This is a genomic window from Legionella oakridgensis ATCC 33761 = DSM 21215, from assembly GCF_000512355.1.
GTDB classification, from domain to species: domain Bacteria; phylum Pseudomonadota; class Gammaproteobacteria; order Legionellales; family Legionellaceae; genus Legionella_A; species Legionella_A oakridgensis.
This window is the reverse complement of sequence record NZ_CP004006.1, coordinates 425,001-446,541: the sequence shown is the minus strand read 5'-3', so window position 1 is coordinate 446,541 and position 21,541 is coordinate 425,001. Positions and strand designations below refer to the sequence as shown.

Genomic DNA, 21,541 nt, shown 5'->3' with positions numbered 1-21,541 from the left:
GACGCAAAATTACTGATAGAATTCTTTTATACTATATTCAAACAACCGGGAAAGTTAAAGTAAATTTTGTATACACTCCCTCTTGGGCCTCACAAACAATATCACCGCCAAAACGATTCATCACTAATTTACAAAAAGACAAGCCTATACCAGTTCCCATAAACGTTGTTGTATAAAAATGATCAAACAAACGTGTCAATTGCTGTTTTGTCATGCCTTTAGCAGTGTCCTTAACGTATAAATAATTAAATTTATCAGAGCATTCTGTCCATATACTAATGTCTCCGCGCTCAGACATGGCAATCACGTACAAGGCATTTTTTAAAAGATTAAATAAAACATGTTCCATCAATAATTTCGATCCTATAAATTGAAAATCTCCATGCCAACTCACCAATGCCCGATTTTCAGCAGAGCGGAAAGGGTATCTGTCGACTGCTTCTTGTAAACATTCAGCCATGGAACACAATTCCATAGGGCAATTTTTCAAGGAATTATCACGTCCCGCCTTAATTAATAACATATCAATAATGGTATTTGCGTAATTTATTTCCCGGATAATACGTTCACTAACACTTTGCAATTGCTGCATACGATTTTCCCGAAAGGCAGAAGACAATAAGCCCCGTTCTTTAGCCAATAAATACCCCTCATATAACTTCGGCATAGACGCATTTAATGCCTGAGCACCGCTTTTAATACTCAACAATGGAGTACGCAATTCATGGGCAATCATCCCTGCAGCTGCGGCTATCCCTGCCATACGTTGGCGTTGTAATACCGCCGTTTTATAATTCACCGTTGAACCAGCAATGATAAAAAATAGCGCTAATACGCCTACTTCTGCATGTTCTTGCGTGAAATAAAATTCCGGGGAAGTAACATAATAACCAGCAAAGGCCAGCCCACATCCAATAAACAGCAACAAGCAAAGTCCGGACAAATCCACCAGTAATACAAGCAAAAATACGCTGCATAATAACGACATAGAAGAAACGTCACTGGCCCGGCTCATTAAAAAAAAATAGGTGAAAAAAAGGGTAAAACATACAGCAACGTAAAAAACCAATACCAGTGCATGTATTGTCTCATGCCTTTTGACCAATAGGGAGATAACATTAATCCCAGGCCAAGAACACTGCCAATTAATCGCAGCTCGAGCGATTCATAAGGCTGTGGATACCATGCGGTCCAGATCCAATAGAATGAAGGGAAGCCTAGAAAAACGAACATCCCGACAAACACCAGTTGGTGAGCAGAACTGGACATGTGGCGCTGTAAGGATTGATCAAGGTATTTTATAATGTGCATTGCATTCATTGCGGTTTAATCAGTTTCTGTGTAGCTCATCCTGCCCCAAAATTACTTGGGTACTAAAATCATGCTATCATAAATATCTTTAATCAGTATATTGTCATTCATGTCACCACAAACGCTCAAAATTGCTACCCGCAAAAGCCCTCTTGCCTTATGGCAAGCCAACCATGTGGGTGAATTGTTAAGACAATATTGGCCTGCTTTACGAATTGAACTGTTGCCCATGCAAACCTCGGGCGATAAATTTCTTAAAGACAAATTATTAAGTGTTGGTGGGAAAGGCTTATTTGTCAAAGAATTGGAAGAGGCGCTGCTCGATAAACGCGCTGATCTGGCGGTGCACTCCATGAAAGACGTTCCTGCATCATGTCCTCATGGATTAACCATCTCTGCTATTTGTCATCGTCATAATCCCCTTGATGTACTCATTAGTGAAGCGTATGAAAATCTGATGACGTTGCCTGCTCAGGCCATCATTGGAACGTCCAGCCTTCGTCGTCAGACGCAATTGCTGGCCTTGCGTCCTGACTTGCAAATTAAACCCTTACGGGGAAACATTCAAACACGGATAAGTAAAATGCAAGACGGCGAATATGACGCCATCATTCTCGCGGCAGCAGGACTTGAGCGCATGGGAATGCAAATGCTTATTAAAGAAATACTGTCGGATGAAATAATGCTGCCAGCATGCGGGCAAGGGGCCTTAGGCATCGAATGCAGAACCGAAGATCAAACAGTACAACAATTGCTTGCTCCTTTGAACGATCCCCTGTCCGCACTTTGCGTTAATACCGAGCGGCAAGTGAATGCTCATCTTGGCGGTAATTGTCATAGCTCTTTGGCAGTTTTTTGTAAAGCCGCACCACATTCACAGCTGCTGCTGCATGCAAAAGTTTCCAGTATGGATGGCCGTGTAGTAATCAGTAATAGTCAACGCGGGCATCAACGAGATGCTACCATATTAGCAGATAATTGCGCTCAATCTTTATTACGTGATGGCGCATTAGAACTTTTGAATGGTTCTTCATTATGAATTCAAACCATTTACAAGGCCTTTGTTTGCTTAATACCCGCCCCAAAGGACAAAATATAACATTAAGTCAAACCATTGCCAAAGCCGGTGGACGCTGTATAGAGCTTCCGGCATTAGAAATTAAACCAACCGATGGCTGGTTTGAACATTTACCGGATATGAGCCGTGTTACTCAGGCTGTGTTCACTAGCCCCAATGCCGTAAACTATTTTTTTGGCAAACTCACTCAACAACATGTTATATGGCCCAATCATATCCAGGTTACAGCCATAGGCAAGGCCAGTGCTTTAACACTATCGCAATGGGGTATACGTGTCGATAAAATACCGGCTATTTCCAATAGTGAACATCTGGTGCAATTGGATGCTTTTCAAACCGTAGGCAATCAAACCATCATGATGGTTAAAGGTGAAGAAGGAAGAACCTTGATTGCTGATACCTTGCGTTTACGAGGCGCTCATTTAATTGAATTAGCCGTCTATTATCGAACATTACCCTGTTATTCAGCGCATGAGATTAATTCCCTATGGCATGATGACTCAGTGAATATTATACTGTTTACCAGTCAACAAGCCATTGACAATCTGTTTACCTTATTGGGCGAAGAAGGTCGTTTATGGCTTTGCAATAAACCCTGTCTGGTTATTAGTGAGCGGCTGGCTAAAGCAGCCTCCTTGCGTGGGATCAAACCTATTATAACCAGCAGCTATGATAGCATTTTAGATTCACTCTATATCTTTTATAAACAAACGTTCCAAAAGAAAAACAAGGATTAATTCATGGCCAACAGCAATGAAGCTAACACCCAATTATCTTCAAGTGACCCCAAATTAGAACATCCGGAAACGCCAAATCAACGTCGTGATGTTTCAACAAGATTTGTTTCATTACCATGGTTTACGCTAATCATTATTCTTGCCTTAATTGCCCTTGGCGGTGCTTTATATGCGATTTATGCAAACACCCAGCTACATCAACAAATGACGGTTCAGAATAACTCATTATTAACTGCGCTGAATACAATCAAACAACAGCAAACAGAAAATACCAACCAAGCTCAAGCAACCATAAACACCCTGCAGCAAGCACAAAATACGTTAAAAGACAAACTTACTCTTTTGGAAAAAAACCTTCACTCCGCCATGCAACAGCGCTTTTATCAAACCAAAGACTGGATGCTTCTTAAGGCTCGTTACTACCTTCAATTGGCACAAATAAATGCTCATTGGAGTAATAATACGCAAACAACCATTGCATTATTACAACAAGCTGATAAATTACTCTCCATAACGCATGATCAGCGCTTATTTGCAGTCAGACAAGCCATAGCAAAAGAAATAACAGAAGCGCAAGCCATTCCTGACGTAGATATAGCTGGTTTGCTAAGTCGCCTAGATGCGGCCCAAAATTTAGTTAATACTATCCCTATTAAAAAATCCGTTATTCCATCCGATGATAAACAGCAAGAGACTCCAAGCGATACAACACCTTCTGCATGGAGAGAACGATTAAAGGAAAGTGTTGGATTATTGGAAAAACTGGTTGTGATTCGCCGACATGACGAAACCATGCAACCCTTATTAACCACCACACAAGAAGCCATGCTTCGTGAAAATATTCGGCTGAATTTACAAGAAGCGCAATGGGCCATTTTGCAAAATAACGAAACCATATACAAAATAGCTTTAAATCAGGCACTCAAAAGCATTCAAAATTCATTTAAACAAAATGCTCCAACCACCAAAGCACTCATTATTCAATTGCAAGCCATGCAACAAGCGTCTCTTATCCAGAAAAAACCTACGATTGAAACCTCTTTATCATTGCTCAATCAGTTCATCGAATCCAATGATTCACAAGCTGATGAATCTACCCTAAAGGGAGATAACTCATAATGATTCGTGTTTTATTTATTTTTATCTTGCTGCTCGCTTCTGTCTGGCTGGGCTTGCAATTGCAACAAGATCCAGGCTATATCCTGGTCGCCATTAACCACTGGACTCTGGAAACCACTTTATGGGTTGCCGTCGTGGGTTTGATTCTCTTTTTTTTCTTCTTTTATTTACTCATTTCTACCTTAAATTGGATCTTACGCATTCCTGCCTCATGGAAACGTTGGTTAGCCAAACGGCGTTCGCAAAAAGCGCAGATGAAAACTCGCCAAGGTTTAATAGAATTTAGTGAAGGCTACTGGGTACAAGCAAAAAATCATTTGATTAAAGCACTGCCCGATGCGGACACCCCTTTATTAAATTATCTAACTGCCGCACGTGCCGCTCAGGAAATGGGAGATAATAAACTTCGTGATGATTATCTGCGCCAAGCACAACAATCCATGCCAGAAGCCAAAATAGCTGTTGAATTAACGCAAGCGCAATTGCAACTCGCCAACCGTCAATGGGAACAAGCGCTGGCCACGCTCAAACATTTGCAAACATTAGCCCCCCAACATCCTTATGTATTAAAACTATTAATGCACCTTTATGAAGAAGTCAGAGATTGGCCACAATTAATCAACCTACTGCCTGAATTAAAAAGTAATCAAGTTATATCAGCGGATACTTATAAACGTCTGCAGCAACATACTTATCTACAAGCCATGTCAGATATGATTAAACAAAATCAACTGCAACTGCTTGAAGAGTATTTTTCGTCTTTACCTAAAGTGTTAAAACATGATCCCGAATTAATTGCTTTATACTGCCGTTTTCTAATAGAAAACCAAAAATATCCACAAGCTGAGTCCTTATTGCGCCATTCTCTTAGCAAACAATTCAACGAAGAATTAATCATGCTTTATGGCCAAATCAAAGATGATGTCGCTCAATTGGATTTTGCCGAATCCTTGCTTGGAGAGCATCCCCATTCAGCAGCTTTATTATTATGCCTTGGCCGTTTGAGTCAGATAAAAAACTTATGGGGCAAAGCTAAAACGTATCTGGAAAACAGCATTGCATTGAGTGCTACCCCAGCAGCTTACGCAGAACTGGGAAAATTACTTGAGCATTTAAACGATGAAAACGGCGCTTGTGTCGCCTATCGCCAAGGCTTACTGTTAGTCGTCCAATAATATTAAAGCCTAACATGCCACTTGAGGATGTATAGGCAACTACTACTTACCTAACGGGCTGTATTTTTAAATGGAATTTAAGGACATGGCCAGATCAATACAATACAAGGATGTTAAGGCCAACCGCCAGCAATCGGCTGAATTTAGACCATTTTTTCCAATATTAATGACCTCTTGCAAATTCATTGGATTATGGTCCATGATATTTCTTGGTGGCTGTCACACAGCCGTAATACTTAATCCTTCAGGCCAAATCGGCGCCAGCGAAAAAACCATCATCATCGTCGCGGCCATATTAATGCTTATTGTCGTTTTACCTGCTATTTTCATGACATTTCTGTTTGCCTGGAAATACAGGGAATCTAATAAGACATCCACTTACAAACCAAGGTGGCAATTTTCCAGAACCATTGAAATCACGATTTGGCTTATTCCCGCTATCATTATCACTATCCTTTCCATTCTAGTTTGGATTACTTCTCACACTCTGGATCCTTACCAGCCACTGAAATCCGACCACAATCCCCTTACCATTCAAGTCATCTCTTTAGATTGGAAATGGCTTTTCATTTATCCTAAACAACAGATAGCTACCATTAATCAGCTTGTACTTCCAACCAATGTTCCCATCCATTTTCGCCTCACTTCGGATTCAGTCATTAATTCATTTTTTATTCCCCAACTGGGCAGCCAAATCATGACCATGGCAGGCATGCAAACTCAATTATTCCTCATTGCCAATAAGCCCGGTACTTATCATGGTATTTCTGCCAATTTTAGCGGGCTTGGTTTTGCCCACATGAATTTCAAAACCATTGTAGCCACCAACAACCAATTTGAACGCTGGGTGAATAAGGTCAGAAGAAATACGAACAATACTCTTGATTACCAACAATATGAACAACTTGCAAAACCGACTATAAATAATCCTGTTGAATATTTTTCACCAATACAATCGAACCTGTTTTTTGAAATTATCCATAAGAACATGACTCAAAAATAAAGATAGCAGCAGACGTCTCGTGGTCCGCGCAAGAATGAAGGAAAAAATAGACATGTTAGGAAAATTAAGTCTTGCAGCAATACCTTATAACAGCATGATTATTATGATTGCATTTGGTGGCATGATTCTGTTTTTTCTTATTTTCTTAATATTAATTACATACTTTGGCAAATGGAAGCTTCTCTGGACTGAGTGGTTTACTTCGGTCGATCATAAAAAAATTGGAGTTATGTTTATTGTTGTTGCCTTGATTATGGGATTTCGTGGTTTTATTGACAGTGTCATGATGCGCACCCATCTTGCTTTATCTTATGGAGCATCTCAAGGTTATCTAGCTCCAGAACACTATAGTCAAGTCTTTACCGGCCATGGTGTAATTATGATTTTTTTTATGGCCATGCCATTCATCATGGGATTAATCAACATCATTGTCCCATTACAAATTGGTGCCCGTGATATGGCATTTCCTTTTATGAATGCGCTGAGTCTATGGTTATTAATTGCAGCAGCCATTCTTGTCAATATCTCACTGGGCATTGGTGAATTTGCAAAAACAGGATGGGTCGCGTATCCACCCTTATCTGAACTTCCATACAGCCCTGGCGTCGGGGTAGATTATTATATTTGGAGCTTGCAAATTGCAGGAATAGGAACACTGTTAAGTGGCATCAATTTTGTTGTAACCATTTTAAAACTTCGAGCCCCTGGAATGACGCTTATGAAAATGCCACTATTCATTTGGACTGCTCTAGGCACCAGCATTTTAATTATTGGGGCATTTCCAATTCTAACGGTGGATCTTGCCTTATTAGCCTTGGATCGCTATCTGGGAATGCACTTTTTCACCAGTACGGCCGGCGGTAATATGATGATGTACGTTAATTTATTTTGGGCGTGGGGTCATCCAGAAGTTTATATTTTAGTTCTCCCCGCCTTCGGCATTTTTTCAGAAATTGTAAGTTGCTTTAGTCAAAAGTCATTGTTCAGTTACTCTTCTATGGTTTATTCAACCATGGCCATTACTATTATTTCTTATCTGGTGTGGTTACATCATTTTTTTACGATGGGTGGTGGTGGCACTGTGAATGCCGTATTTGGCATCGCTACTATGATTATTGCCATTCCCACTGGGGTAAAAATTTTTAATTGGTTATTCACAATTTATCGTGGCCGGTTACGCTTTGCTATCCCCATGCTATGGTCGCTGGCTTTTCTTATTACTTTTGTCATTGGCGGGATGGCTGGTGTAATGCTTGCTATTCCTTCTGCCGATTTTGTTTTGCACAACAGTGAATTTGTAGTCGCTCATTTTCATAACGTCATAATAGCTGGAACCATTTTTGGCGCTATCGCCGGCTTCACTTATTGGTTTCCCAAGGTCTATGGCTTTACATTGAATGAGACCTTGGGGAAAACCGGATTTTGGTTTTTTATCTTAGGGTTCTACATTACCTTTATGCCGCTTTATGTACTTGGTTTCATGGGCATGACTCGACGCCTCTATCATTACGATATCCCTGCCTGGAAATTGCCTCTATTCATTTCAGCTTGCGGGGTTGTATTTATTGGCATTGCTGTTTTTTGTCTTATCCTGCAAGTGATTGTCAGTTTCATCAGGCAAAAGCATCATCTTGATGTAACAGGCGACCCCTGGAATGGCAGAAGCCTCGAATGGTCACGGCCTTCGCCTGTCCCTCATTATAATTTTGCTTACATCCCATCCATTGATGCTCGCGATGATTTTTGGGTTAAGAAACAAAACAATCGTACTTACCTAAGACCCGAAACCTACCATGACATCCTCATGCCCAAAAATACCTCCGCCAGCTTTTATATTGGTGCATTAAGTTTGGTATTTGGGTTCGCTATGACTTGGCATATATGGTGGTTATCCATTTCAAGCCTTTTAGGCATTTTATTAACGCTGTTAATTCGTTTATCACAAGATGATATTTACTATTATATCCCTGTAAATGAAATAAAAAAAATTGAAGAACAGCATCACCAACGGATGAGAGCAAACGATGATGTAAGAGGGCATCATGCATCATAAAGCCCTACCCACTACAACGATGTGGCACACCATTATTACCACCCGAATATTGGGTTTTTGGCTCTATTTAATGAGTGATTGCGTATTGTTTGCGGCTTTATTTGCAACTTATGCTGTTTTAAGCACCAGTTATGCTGGTGGGCCATCAGGCCATGAGTTATTTAATCTCAACACCGTCTTGCTTGAAACTCTTTGTCTATTAACAAGTTCCTTTACGTATGGCCTTTCTCTGCTGGCGGTTAAAAAAAACAATACACAGCGTATGATAGGTTGGCTTATGTTGACTTTTATGCTGGGCACCGTCTTTATCAGTATGGAAATTAATGAATTTTACCGTCTTATCATAGAAGGAAATGGACCACAACGAAGTGCATTTTTATCCGCTTTTTTTAGTTTAGTTGCAACCCACGGTTTTCATGTTGTAATAGGATTACTTTGGATAATCATCATGATTGGTCAAATACTTAAAAAAGGGTTAACGTCAAACACCAAAATTCGCTTGGTTTTACTTGGTTTTTATTGGCATTTATTAGATGTGATATGGGTTTTTATATTCACGCTCGTCTATTTGTTGGGAACATTGTAATGAGCTTTGGATTGGAACAGAAATGCCTGAAGTACTATATATTAGGGTTCGGTTTATCAATTCTGTTGACAAGCATTTCTTTTAGCGTAGTCATGCTTCTCAATCTCACTCACGACATTATAAAAATAATCATTATTTTTTCAGCGATCGCACAAGTTATCGTTCATTTTGTATTTTTTTTAAATATAAAATCATTCGTTAAGTCGATGAGCTGGCTAGCACTTATTTATACATTTATTTTGATTTTTATTCTGGTAGGGGCCTCTATATGGATTATGGGGCATTTAAACCACCGCATGATGAGTCATGAGCCTCCCTACATGGATAATCATTACCCATCACCATAATAATATTTACGTGTCCAAAGCATAAAAACATTTCACTCTAAATTTAAAATCATTTTTATCGCTAATAGGACAAGTGCTACCGTTGCTCAATGCAGGATTACATCTTGATAACACTCAAAGATAAGAAGTACAAGCATCATCACAATGACTTTTTATGCGTTCAACTTGAAATGTCGTATGATGAATATTGTATTCGTCATGAAGTCTCTTGTTTAACGCTTGACGTCCTGCATCCGTAAGTGGATTATCTGGCATCCACAGATGCACTGATAAAGCATTTTCTTGTGTACTTAACGCCCACACATGTAAATCGTGAACATCCTCTACACCCTCTTCACTTTCCAATAATTGACGTACTTTTACTATAGAAATTCCTCGAGGAACACCATCCACTATCAAACGAAAGCTATCGCTAAATAAAGACCATGTCCCTTTTAAAATGACCACAGCAATCAATAATCCAACTAAAGGGTCAATCCAATTCCAACCCGTCCAATAAAGAAGGAATGCCGATACAACCACACCAACGGAAATCAGCGCGTCATACAACAAATGCAAAAAAGCCCCACGAATATTTAAATCATCCGTGCCCCGTAAAAACAATGCTGCCGTTGCTCCATTAACGATAATACCAATTCCGGCAACCACCATAACACCGATGGCCTGAATGTCTGAAGGGGAAAAAACTTATACATGGCTTCGGTTGCAATGATTCCACATGTAAAAATAAGCAATACCCCATTGGCAAAAGAAGCAAGAATGGTGGTTTTTTTCATGCCATACGTCGATTTCTGGGTTGGCAGGCGCTTTAAAAGATTACTAGCGACCCAAGCTAATATCAAACTCAATACATCACCAAGGTTGTGGATGGCATCAGCCAGCAAACTTGTTGAATGAGTTACATAAGCAAAAATGATTTGAATCAAAACGAATAAACCATTTGCAGCAATTGCAATGATAAAAGCCGTATTAAATGCTGGCGCTGTATGTTGATGCCCATCCTCGTGTTGGTGAAAAACAACCATGACAATCGCTCATCCCTCAGTGTTATTTATATTGTTGGCTGGTTTATCTTGTGCAGTTGCTGGAATAGATTCTTCATCGCCATAATAATTTATGCCAATTTTAATGCGGCAGCGATCATTTTTTTTCCGCCAGGTATTTGTATCGCGTAAAGAATAAACACAGCCGCAATATTCCTGTTTATAAAAATTTTCTCGTTTTGCAATTTCATACATGCGTGCTGCCCCGCCATTTTTTCGCCAATTGTATGTCCAATATTCAAGATTTGGATAACGACTGGCTGCACGAATGCCGGATTCATTAATTTGGTTCATGTCTTTCCAACGTGAAATACCCAATGAACTGCTTATCACTGGGAAACCATGCTCATAGGCATAAAGCGCTGTGCGTTCAAAACGCATATCAAAACACACCGAACAACGCTTGCCTCGTTCCGGCTCCCATTCCAATCCTTTAACTCGTTCAAACCAATTGTCTTTATCATAATCTGCATCGATGAAAGGAATATGATGCTTTTGGGCAAACTCTATATTTTCCTGTTTTCTGATTTCGTATTCTTGCACTGGATGAATATTGGGATTATAGAAAAAATAGCAAAATTAATTTCAGAAAACAGTAATGCCTCCATCACTTCTCCCGAACAAGGAGCACAACAAGAGTGAAGTAATAATTTATCTGCGCCATTTGGCAATACTAATTGCTCTCTTATAACCACGTTCTATCTCCTACATCGACTCGTCAGGTACTTGCATGAAATGCTGACGATAATAAGCCAATTCAGCAATAGAATCTTTAATATCTTCCAGAGCCAAATGCTTGGATTGCTTTGTCACACCGCTTAAAATTTTCGGATGCCAGCGTGCAGCCAATTCTTTCAACGTACTTACATCCAGATTACGATAATGAAAAAATGCTGCAAGTTTTGGCATGTATTTGTATAAAAAGCGACGATCCTGACAAATGCTGTTACCACACATGGGCGATTGCCCCTGATCAAGGTATTGACTGAGAAATGTTAACGTCAGTTCTTCTGCTTGAGCCTCGGAAACTTCACTTTCCCGTACTCGTTTAACCAAACCAGATTGATGATGCTGGCGGGTATTCCAATCATCCATGCTAGCAAGAAGCGCTTCCTCTTGATGCACAGCCAAAACGGGTCCTTCCGCAAGCACATTTAAACGAGCGTCTGTTACAACAGTCGCTATTTCAATAATGCGCTCCCGCTCAGGGTCAAGGCCGGTCATTTCCAAATCAATCCAAATGAGGTTTTGATTGTTTTTCATCGTTTTTCCAAAATTAACAAGATACTATTTTAAAAGCAGTTCTGCGAACAGCTACTACTCATGCTTTACCAGATTCCAAACCAAGCATTAATTTTACCTGATTTACTCGGCGCTCGTGTAATGCAGATTTAATTGCTTCTCCTCGATATCCTTCGGCTATAAGAGATTTAGCTTCAATTTTCATGCATTCGGTCAGCACTTCTTGCCAGCGTACAGCTTCTGGGTATTGAGATGACTCCTTCCCTTTCCCTTTAGCATCTGCTTCACACACGATTAATAATTTTTGAAATAATTGTGGCCGTCGAAACGCGTCTGTACGTTCAAGAATAGCCACAATTGTATTCGCTCGCAACTTAGCGAAACGATGGATATTTAAATGATGACGGCAAACCATCACTGCAAATTTGCGGTAATCCACCGGAACTCGTAAACGTTGGCATAAAGCCTTAATTATCTCCTGACCACGTTTTTCATGTCCATATTGCGCAGGCCAAATGGCCATTGGAGTATTACCTTTCCCTAAATCATGCATTAAAGCCGCAAATCGAATTTCAGGATCCTGACTCAAAGAAGCAGCAGCACGCAATACTAATAATGAGTGTACTCCACTATCCACTTCCGCATGATACCGGCGCCAATTGGGAATACCAAATAAAACATCTAATTCAGGTAATATGACCCGCAAAGCCCCGCAAGAGCGAAGGACAGTAATGAATACATCAGGATTTTTCTCTTGCAAACTGCGTTGCCACTCCTGCCAGACACGTTCAGCAACCAGATGATCCAACTCCCCATTTTTAACCATTGAATACATCAGTGTTTGGGTTTCATCAGCAAGCTTAAAACCCAAATGATGAAATCGCGCCGCAAAACGTGCAACTCTTAGAACCCTCACAGGATCTTCCACAAATGCCGGCGATACATGACGTAATATCTTGTCTTTTAAATCTTTTTGGCCATGATACGGGTCAATCAATTGTCCCTGTGCATCCATAGCCATAGCATTCATGGTTAAATCTCGACGAGCCAAATCTTCTTCCAATGTAACATTAGTATCGTAAACACAAGTAAATCCATAATAGCCAGGCGCACGTTTACGCTCCGTACGAGCTAATGCATATTCTTCTCCGGTTTTAGGATGAAGAAAGACTGGGAAGTCACGGCCAACCTGTTGATAACCTTGATGGATTAATTCATCTGGGGTTGCACCAACAACAACCCAATCGCGTTCTTTAATCGGGAATCCCAACAATTGATCACGTACTGCCCCACCTACTAAATAGACTTTCATGAAGATGTTTCCAATCGTATTTATGGGTATATAATAAACCATGAGTAAACGTCGAGTCAGTAAACAACAATCAACCCGTATCGAGAAAAAACAAACATCCTATCGGCAGCCGTTAGAGGATAATAAAACAACCGTCGATGGATTGGTTATTACTCGTTTTGGTTCCCATGCCCTCATTAAAAATGATGAGGGAGCCTGTATTCATTGTTCAATCCGACCTGCCATTGATTCTCTGGTTGCAGGAGATCGTGTCGTATGGCTACCAGAAGGTGAAGCACAAGGCGTTGTTGTCAGCCGCTATCCGCGGCATAGCGTGCTTGGACGTCCTGATAAACGAGGGATTATTAAACCAATTGCCGCTAATATTACTCAAATCATGGTGGTGGTTGCCCCCAAACCGCAAATTTCCTGGTCATTATTAGACAGCTATCTTGTCATGGCCGAGCATTTAAATTTAAAAACATGCATTATATTAAACAAAATCGATTTACCCTGTACAAACCTGGCAGAGCGCTTGCAGCAACAATATCAACCCTTGGGATATTCCATTTTATTTACTTCCCCAGAACGCAAGAACAGCTATCAGGAACTGCAGAAAGCGCTTCATGATGAAACCAGTGTTTTCGTAGGACAATCTGGGGTTGGAAAGTCATCCTTGATTGCAAAAATCTTGCCTTTTGAATCCAATATACAAACTGGTGATATTTCTATCATAAGTGAGCTAGGGCGTCATACAACCAGTAATTCCTGTTTTTATGAATTACCAACAGGTGGTGCATTAATTGACTCACCCGGCGTGCGTGAATTCGGTTTATGGCATATGCCGGCAACCGAAATTGCAAAAGGCTACCGAGAATTTAAACCCTATTTATCCTCATGCAAATTTCGCAATTGTGATCACTTAAACACGCCAGGTTGTGCGTTATCTAATGCCATAAAAGAAGGGGTAATAACACGTGATCGTTATGAGAACTATGTTAAGATCAGTAAACAATTTGCAAGCTGATATTTTATGTTTAAATATTTTTCACTTCCCAACCTGATTGCAGGATTTGTTGGCGTTATGGTAGGATTTACCAGTTCCGCCGTATTGATCTTTCAAGCCGCGGCAACTGTCGGCGCCACACAAGCAGAAATAAGTTCATGGCTTCTTGCGTTGAGCCTATGTATTGCCGTTACCTGCATTGGATTGTCACTTCGTTACCATTTGCCTATTTTAACCGGTTGGTCCACCCCTGGAGCTGCCTTGCTAGTTACCAGTTTATCAGGCGTATCTATGCCGGAAGCCATTGGTGCCTTTATTTTTTCAGCCGTATTGACACTTATTTCGGGATTTACTGGTTTATTCGAAAAAATCATGTCTCATATACCGCACTCACTGGCCTCCGCCATGCTGGCTGGTATTCTTCTTCATTTTGGCATGAATGTCTTTACCTCCATGCAGCATCAATTTTCTTTGGTAATCATCATGTTTATCGCCTATTTAATAGGAAAACGTTTATTCCCTCGTTACGTCATTTTTTTGGTTTTCATACTAGGAATTATTACAGCTTGGACACAAAATTTATTTCATTTAAACCATTTCCATTTTGCTTTATCCACTCCTATCTTCATCACACCAGTATTTTCCCCTGCAATACTTATTAGTATTGGCCTGCCTCTTTTTATAGTCACCATGACTTCACAAAACATTCCTGGTGTGGCTGTACTAAAAGCTAATAATTATGAACCACCGGTTTCATCATTAATCACCTGGATAGGATTAGCAAGTCTTCTTTTAGCGCCTTTTGGATGTTATGCAATTAATCTGGCAGCGATTACCGCAGCCATTTGTACAGGAAAAGAGGCCGATAATAATCCTGCCACTCGCTACAAAGCGACGATATTTGCAGGACTTTGCTGGTTAGTTATCGGTTTATTTGGTGCTACCGTCGTTACCTTGTTTGCTACTTTTCCACAGGAATTCATTTTAACAATCGCTGGACTTGCACTGTTTGCCACCATTGGCAATAGCCTAAAAACAGCACTGGAAGAAGAATCTCAACGGGAACCCGCGCTCATTACCATGCTGGTTTCTGCTTCAGGCATGTCTTTATATGGTATAGGGTCGGCATTTTGGGGATTAATCGCTGGAGTTTTATCTTTAGCATTATTAAACTGGCACAAAAAAGATCCCTTGGCCATCAGCGCACACCTACAAAAAAATTGATAGGGGTTGTGCTTAACAGATCCTTGTCAGTAAATCAGGCTGGGGCTAAGCCCACTGGCGGAGAAGGGGGAACTTCAAGATGAGGTGCTGGTAAAAAACCACTTCTCATAGGTTGTAAATAACTCAACATTTTATCAGACACATGATGGGACACAGGAATGGTATGATCGCCCAGCCCCGTTTGCAATCCTTCCAGCACATCCATGAGCGAATGAGTATGGCCTGCTATAGCCTTTTGTAGTTTGCCTTTTATGGTTTTATAAACAGATGATGCATGACCCTCAGCGCGATCAAAAAAACCAGTTTTAGAGGCCATAGACGTCCTAGCCCCTATTAAAGCTAAACGATGAATCAGTTGTGTAGCACAAATTTCATGAAATGCAGCATCTTCAACCATCAAATGTTCGGATGCTTTCAACGCACTTAATATATAATTTCTCACAGGTTCATCCAAATCTCTCAGCAACGTGGCAAACTGCGCATTAATCATTGCATCCCTCATGACTTGACTTCCAGAGGTCAAATAAATGTAAACTAACTTCTCCAGAAAAACTTTTAGCGGTGGACAAATAAATGAACGGTCTTGTGCTAAAGGAAATAAGGTTACTAGAAGAAATTTAGGTTCAAACCACTCATCTTTTTGCGTAAACAACGTTTGATTTGCAATGGATACAAGCCAGCTATGTGTATCATTATACCGGGTCATCCATGTCTTCCAGCTTTTATCTCGGAGTGCCGGCTTAATCACAGATTCCATCATTTCAGCATATACAGCCACAGCAGGAATAAAATTACCCGACAAGACCATTGGCATGAGTAATGAAAAAATTTTATTGACTTCAGGAGGAACCGTATTAATAACACCCAACCCTGATATAGATATCCCATGTAAAGGCCAGCAAGAAAAATTATGAGTCATTAAAGATTTATAGATAATTAGAAGTCGTTTTAAAGCATCTTCATGACTCAGATATGCATAATCACTCGGTACTTTCTGCCTGGAATGGGAACGCATTTTATTGACATCAACTCGAAGTTCAATTTCTCTTTGGAATGTCAAGTATGGAGCGTAATCCATGACGAGTTGAGCCAAATATTGGCCATATACGGCAATGCATTCATCTTGTTGTACTGCTCGCAGTACCTGCGCAAAAGTTACCCTTTTGTTATTAAAGATAATATGTTGTCTGTTTAATTTTTGTCGTTCTTCCTGTGGCATTCGATGTAAAAATTCCGCAAAAACACCATAAGCTCTTTCAGCGGCAACCATTTGTTTTTGATCATAATCATACCCAAACAATAGTCCGACAGGATAAAGACTTTCATCCACAAGCCTTTTTATGGCTCGTATTGTTTTCAAAGAAATAGGTGGGTCTTGTTCACTTGCTTGGCAACGAAGTATTTCAATGTATTTATGGAAGCGTGGGTTAGCATAGGCAATACGTTCTTCTTCTACCGTTGTCAAAGGTTCTATCGACGTTTCTTCTATTTTAGAAAAATTTCCATGAATACGGTAATTATCGGCACAATTATCCAAGAGAATTAAGTGAGTACCGTCCTCTGATAAAATATAATGGGACAAAGGAAAAGCAGTCAAACATTCTAGGCGAACGACATCCATGGTATGTTGGATGGTTGGCATTAAAAATCTATAATAATTTTTTCTATGTAACCAGCACCTGCCAAATACTGTGCCATTGCTATCCAAGGCGCATTTTTTCTCCCCTGGATACGCGTATAATCCATATCTTTTCCGCTTATTTGGCTCCATCGTAAATGATAAATTGCCCGTAAAGAAGTAATGATTTTTGATGAAATATCGACCGATCTAGTTAATTCTTCCTGAATCTCAACCAGCTTACTACGCAATTCAGGCGTCACTCGAATGATCTCTGCCAACAATTCTTGCAGTTTAGCTAAGTTAAATGAGGTCCCAACGGCAAACTCTCCATATAGGTCATCAAGCTCTCTGCTCTCAACAATGAACGATGCATCATATTGACAAAGCCAACGAGCTACGCCTCTCATTTTATTACACAATGCTAACTTATTGTCCTGTAAACAATCGAGAAGAATATTGATCAAATAAACATTTTCACCATCCACGGAAATACTTTGTGCATATAACCAATTGACATCATGAACGGGGCAAGTGCGTAAGCATTTTATCCACTCCATCAGTTGCTTACGAAATTCCGGCAATTTATCATGCTTTTCAGTAAAAAAAGCTTCAATTAACTCCAGCAGGCCTGGCAATAAGTGTCTGGGACATTCACCGCGCGTCTGCCATGTCGGCATCATTTCTTGTTCAAGATAATCCCAGAAATTTTGATAAGTTTTACCCGATAGTTCAAATTGTAGTCTTGCTCCTCGTTTGGTGCGAATTCTTAGCAACTCAGATAAAGACAATGGAGATAAAAGACGACTCTTGGGATTAGTATGCGTTGAAAAAACATGACTAGCCTGCACATGCTCCAATAATCCTCTGATACGATATAAAATCTTCTTATCATCACTACAGAAAAAATCACGTAAATCCGTACAATCTGCAAGCCGGCTAAGATTATTTGGATCAATAGAATTAACAATACTTGGCATGAGTATTTGCAAATACTTTTTTCCGGTATCATCAGCCAAAGCTTTTGCAAACTTTATCCAATATTCATTAATACCGTCAGGACAAACGGTATAATCTGCAAGCGTATCAAAAACGCATTTCCACCGTTTTGCAAATATATTCAAAATAAGTTTAATTTGAACGTCATTCAAGCATTCATCATCACGAACAATAGGACATGCTTCGCTTAATTCATCTAAAAATTTCCGGTCAAATTTTTTTAAAGCGGAATTGCTATTTAAATTTCGAATAAATTCCCTAACATGATGGACTAACATAAAGCTTTAATTCCTTCAAAACGCTGATTTATTCTAAATAATTCAACCATAATTGGCGATAATTATTTATAAAATGAATAAAGACAATCCGTTTAAACAGAAAGCACTTTGAGTCATTATATCTGGGGAAAATGAACCGTGGACAAATAAAGATAAAATTTTTTGAAAAAAAAGCGGCTCTTTAGCCGCTTTAGGAAAAAAGCCCTGGCGATGACCTACTTTCACATGGGGAAGCCCCACACTATCATTGGCGCGCGTTCGTTTCACTTCTGAGTTCGGGATGGTATCAGGTGGTTCCAAACGGCTATGGTCGCCAGGAAAAACGGTATTGGAAGCTTACGCTTCCAAGTGGTAAAGATTGAGGCATACACAAACGCATGCGTTAACCTGAATCAACTCAGGTTATATGGTCAAGACAATCAGCCAATTAGTACGAGTTAGCTTCACGTATTACTACGCTTCCACACCTCGCCTATCAACGTCGTCGTCTTCAACGGGCTTCATGGGAAAACTCATCTCGAGGGAGGCTTCCCGCTTAGATGCTTTCAGCGGTTATCCCGTCCAAACTTAGCTACCCGGCAATGCAACTGGCGTCACAACCGGTACACCAGAGGTTTGTCCACTCCGGTCCTCTCGTACTAGGAGCAGCTCCTCTCAATTTTCCTACGCCCACGGCAGATAGGGACCGAACTGTCTCACGACGTTCTAAACCCAGCTCGCGTACCACTTTAAATGGCGAACAGCCATACCCTTGGGACCTGCTGCAGCCCCAGGATGTGATGAGCCGACATCGAGGTGCCAAACACCGCCGTCGATATGAACTCTTGGGCGGTATCAGCCTGTTATCCCCGGAGTACCTTTTATCCGTTGAGCGATGGCCCTTCCATACAGAACCACCGGATCACTAAGACCTACTTTCGTACCTGCTCGAGCCGTCGCTCTCGCAGTCAAGCACCCTTTTGCCTTTACACTCTTGGTACGATGTCCGACCGTACCGAGGGTACCTTTGTGCTCCTCCGTTACTCTTTGGGAGGAGACCGCCCCAGTCAAACTACCCACCATACACTGTCCTCATCCCAGTTCATGGGACCAAGTTAGAACCTCAACAATCACAGGGTGGTATTTCAAGGTCGGCTCCATACAAACTAGCGTTCATACTTCTTAGCCTCCCACCTATCCTACACAGTCATTGTCAAAGTCCAGTGCAAAGCTGTAGTAAAGGTTCACGGGGTCTTTCCGTCTAGCCGCGGGTATACGGCATCTTCACCGCAATTTCAATTTCACTGAGTCTCGGGTGGAGACAGTGTGGCCATCGTTACGCCATTCGTGCAGGTCGGAACTTACCCGACAAGGAATTTCGCTACCTTAGGACCGTTATAGTTACGGCCGCCGTTTACCGGGGCTTCGATCATCAGCTTCAGCTCGCGCTTAACCAAATCAATTAACCTTCCGGCACCGGGCAGGCGTCACACCCTATACGTCTTCTTACGAATTTGCAGAGTGCTGTGTTTTTAATAAACAGTCGCAGCCACCTGGTCTCTGCGGCCTTCGCCAGCTTCATTACGTAAAGCAACTAACCAGCAAAGGCGTACCTTCTCCCGAAGTTACGGTACCATTTTGCCTAGTTCCTTCACCCGAGTTCTCTCAAGCGCCTTAGTATTCTCTACTCGTCTACCTGTGTCGGTTTGCGGTACGGTTCTCTATAAGCTGTCGCTTAGAGGCTTTTCCTGGAAGCTTGGCATCAATAACTTCTCAGCACACCAAAGTGTCTGAACCACTCCGCACCTCAGCGTTAGCAGCAAGTCGGATTTGCCTGACTCGCCCGCCTACATGCAAGTACCAGGACAACCATCGCCTGGCTCACCTAGCCTTCTCCGTCCCCCCTTCGCACTTATAAAAAGTCCAGGAATATTAACCTGGTTCCCATCGACTACGCGTCTCCGCCTCGCCTTAGGGGCCGACTCACCCTGCTCCGATTAACGTCGTGCAGGAAACCTTAGACTTACGGCGAGAAGGCTTTTCACCTTCTTTATCGTTACTCATGTCAGCATTCGCACTTCTGATATCTCCAGCAACCTTCTCAAGTCACCTTCTCAGACCTACAGAACGCTCCCCTACCACGTGCATCTAATGCACATCCGCAGCTTCAGTGTATGGTTTTAGCCCCGTTACATCTTCCGCGCAGGCCGACTCGACCAGTGAGCTATTACGCTTTCTTTAAAGGATGGCTGCTTCTAAGCCAACCTCCTGGCTGTCTATGCCTTCCCACATCGTTTCCCACTTAACCATAACTTTGGGACTTTAGCTGGCGGTCTGGGTTGTTTCCCTCTCCACGACGGACGTTAGCACCCGCCGTGTGTCTCCCGTGGTCCAATTAACCAGTATTCGTAGTTTGCATCGGTTTGGTAAGCCATGACAGCCCCCTAGCCGAAACAGTGCTCTACCCCCAGTAATCAACCCACAAGGCGCTACCTAAATAGCTTTCGGGGAGAACCAGATATCTCCGAGCTTGATTAGCCTTTCACTCCTAGTCACACGTCATCCGATAATTTTTCAACATTACCCGGTTCGGACCTCCAGTTGGTGTTACCCAACCTTCATCCTGCACATGACTAGATCGCCCGGTTTCGGGTCTACTCCCAGCGACTCTCGCCCTATTAAGACTCGATTTCTCTACGGCTCCCCTATCAGGTTAACCTCGCCACTGAAAGTAACTCGCTGACCCATTATACAAAAGGTACGCAGTCACCCAACCTAAGTCAGGCTCCCACTGCTTGTACGCAAACGGTTTCAGGTCTATTTCACTCCCCTCTCCGGGGTGCTTTTCGCCTTTCCCTCACGGTACTGGTTCACTATCGGTCAGTAAGTAGTATTTAGCCTTGGATGATGGTCCACCCATCTTCAACCAGGATTTCACGTGTCCCGGCCTACTTGCTCGTGTGCTTAGTTCCTAATGCTACCTACGTGTACGGGACTATCACCCCCTACGGTCAACTTTCCCAAGTCGTTCCACTTCATAGCATCATATATCACACCAGGCTCTTCCCCTTTCGCTCGCCGCTACTAAGAGAATCTCGTTTGATTTCTTTTCCTTTAGGTACTTAGATGTTTCAGTTCCCCAAGTTCGCTCTCATAACCTATGTATTCAGTCATAAGTGACTCAACTCTCGTCAAGCCGGGTTCCCCCATTCGGACATCTTCGGATCAACGCTCGTTTCCAGCTCCCCAAAGCTTTTCGCAGGATTCCACGTCCTTCTTCGCCTCTTACTGCCAAGGCATCCACCGTTTGCGCTTCTCTTCTTGACCATATAACCTCAATTAACTCAATCATACAGCCGCACTCTCTCAATACAACCATCACCTTCAACTTCAGTAATAGCCATACCAAAACGCTTGTGTTACCTCAATCTCTACCATATTGTTAATGAACT

16 protein-coding genes, 2 rRNA genes and 2 pseudogenes are annotated in these 21,541 nt (G+C 41.5%); 10 read left to right on the top strand and 10 right to left on the bottom strand.

Going from position 1 to position 21,541, the window contains the following annotated elements:
- Positions 1-37: 37 nt before the first annotated feature.
- The gene (locus tag LOA_RS02220; protein WP_238551295.1) at positions 38-964 is read right to left on the bottom strand and encodes a sensor histidine kinase; all 927 of its coding nucleotides are present in this window, start codon (positions 962-964) and stop codon (positions 38-40) included.
- Between the two features lie 50 nt (positions 965-1,014).
- Positions 1,015-1,311 (bottom strand): hypothetical protein, encoded by a 297-nt coding sequence (locus LOA_RS15080; RefSeq protein WP_238551294.1) that lies wholly within the window; start codon positions 1,309-1,311, stop codon positions 1,015-1,017.
- 109 nt (positions 1,312-1,420) lie between these two features.
- Here LOA_RS15080 and hemC point away from each other — a divergent pair, with 109 nt between their 5' ends.
- From hemC to LOA_RS02180, 8 genes are all read left to right on the top strand, one after another.
- Complete coding sequence (hemC, locus tag LOA_RS02215; RefSeq protein ID WP_025384956.1) at positions 1,421-2,350, top strand: hydroxymethylbilane synthase; 930 nt, start codon at positions 1,421-1,423, stop codon at positions 2,348-2,350.
- Positions 2,347-3,126, top strand: coding sequence for a uroporphyrinogen-III synthase (locus tag LOA_RS02210; RefSeq protein WP_025384955.1), 780 nt, complete (start codon positions 2,347-2,349; stop codon positions 3,124-3,126). Before hemC ends, LOA_RS02210 begins: the two co-directional genes overlap by 4 nt.
- A gap of 3 nt (positions 3,127-3,129) precedes the next feature.
- Complete coding sequence (locus LOA_RS02205; protein WP_025384954.1) at positions 3,130-4,245, top strand: uroporphyrinogen-III C-methyltransferase; 1,116 nt, start codon at positions 3,130-3,132, stop codon at positions 4,243-4,245.
- Positions 4,245-5,420, top strand: a complete 1,176-nt coding sequence (locus tag LOA_RS02200; RefSeq protein WP_025384953.1) for a heme biosynthesis HemY N-terminal domain-containing protein — start codon at positions 4,245-4,247, stop codon at positions 5,418-5,420. Before LOA_RS02205 ends, LOA_RS02200 begins: the two co-directional genes overlap by 1 nt.
- A gap of 85 nt (positions 5,421-5,505) precedes the next feature.
- Positions 5,506-6,423 carry a ubiquinol oxidase subunit II gene (gene cyoA / locus LOA_RS02195; protein ID WP_158423005.1) on the top strand — a complete coding sequence of 306 codons (918 nt, stop codon included), beginning with the start codon at positions 5,506-5,508 and terminating at the stop codon, positions 6,421-6,423.
- Positions 6,424-6,475: 52 nt separating this feature from the next.
- Complete coding sequence (gene cyoB / locus LOA_RS02190; RefSeq protein ID WP_025384951.1) at positions 6,476-8,476, top strand: cytochrome o ubiquinol oxidase subunit I; 2,001 nt, start codon at positions 6,476-6,478, stop codon at positions 8,474-8,476.
- Positions 8,466-9,062 (top strand): cytochrome o ubiquinol oxidase subunit III, encoded by a 597-nt coding sequence (gene cyoC / locus LOA_RS02185; RefSeq protein WP_025384950.1) that lies wholly within the window; start codon positions 8,466-8,468, stop codon positions 9,060-9,062. The genes cyoB and cyoC overlap by 11 nt, the downstream gene beginning before the upstream one ends.
- Positions 9,062-9,409: a cytochrome o ubiquinol oxidase subunit IV gene (locus LOA_RS02180; protein ID WP_025384949.1), complete on the top strand. Its 348-nt coding sequence runs from the start codon at positions 9,062-9,064 to the stop codon at positions 9,407-9,409. Before cyoC ends, LOA_RS02180 begins: the two co-directional genes overlap by 1 nt.
- 114 nt (positions 9,410-9,523) lie before the next feature.
- Here the strand turns inward: LOA_RS02180 and LOA_RS02175 are convergent.
- The 4 genes and pseudogenes from LOA_RS02175 to LOA_RS02160 form a co-directional block, all read right to left on the bottom strand.
- Positions 9,524-10,434 (bottom strand): annotated as a pseudogene (locus tag LOA_RS02175) (cation diffusion facilitator family transporter).
- Between the two features lie 9 nt (positions 10,435-10,443).
- Positions 10,444-11,147: pseudogene (locus LOA_RS02170) on the bottom strand (epoxyqueuosine reductase QueH).
- 10 nt (positions 11,148-11,157) lie between these two features.
- Positions 11,158-11,715 carry an oligoribonuclease gene (orn, locus tag LOA_RS02165; RefSeq protein WP_025384948.1) on the bottom strand — a complete coding sequence of 186 codons (558 nt, stop codon included), beginning with the start codon at positions 11,713-11,715 and terminating at the stop codon, positions 11,158-11,160.
- Positions 11,716-11,773: 58 nt separating this feature from the next.
- Entirely contained in the window at positions 11,774-13,006 is a 1,233-nt protein-coding gene (locus LOA_RS02160; RefSeq protein WP_025384947.1) for a multifunctional CCA addition/repair protein, read from the bottom strand.
- 40 nt (positions 13,007-13,046) lie between these two features.
- Here LOA_RS02160 and rsgA point away from each other — a divergent pair, with 40 nt between their 5' ends.
- Together rsgA and LOA_RS02150 are read left to right on the top strand one after the other, a co-directional pair.
- Positions 13,047-14,012 carry a small ribosomal subunit biogenesis GTPase RsgA gene (rsgA, locus tag LOA_RS02155; RefSeq protein ID WP_025384946.1) on the top strand — a complete coding sequence of 322 codons (966 nt, stop codon included), beginning with the start codon at positions 13,047-13,049 and terminating at the stop codon, positions 14,010-14,012.
- A gap of 6 nt (positions 14,013-14,018) precedes the next feature.
- Positions 14,019-15,215 carry a benzoate/H(+) symporter BenE family transporter gene (locus LOA_RS02150; RefSeq protein WP_025384945.1) on the top strand — a complete coding sequence of 399 codons (1,197 nt, stop codon included), beginning with the start codon at positions 14,019-14,021 and terminating at the stop codon, positions 15,213-15,215.
- Between the two features lie 34 nt (positions 15,216-15,249).
- On the opposite strand, the gene LOA_RS02145 is transcribed toward LOA_RS02150, so the two are convergent.
- The 4 genes from LOA_RS02145 to LOA_RS02130 form a co-directional block, all read right to left on the bottom strand.
- Positions 15,250-16,857, bottom strand: a complete 1,608-nt coding sequence (locus LOA_RS02145; protein WP_025384944.1) for a hypothetical protein — start codon at positions 16,855-16,857, stop codon at positions 15,250-15,252.
- Positions 16,857-18,110 (bottom strand): hypothetical protein, encoded by a 1,254-nt coding sequence (locus tag LOA_RS02140; RefSeq protein WP_025384943.1) that lies wholly within the window; start codon positions 18,108-18,110, stop codon positions 16,857-16,859. The genes LOA_RS02145 and LOA_RS02140 overlap by 1 nt, the downstream gene beginning before the upstream one ends.
- 202 nt (positions 18,111-18,312) lie before the next feature.
- Positions 18,313-18,428, bottom strand: a 5S ribosomal RNA gene (gene rrf / locus LOA_RS02135).
- Between the two features lie 88 nt (positions 18,429-18,516).
- Positions 18,517-21,416: ribosomal RNA gene (locus LOA_RS02130) — 23S ribosomal RNA — on the bottom strand.
- Positions 21,417-21,541 lie beyond the last annotated feature (125 nt).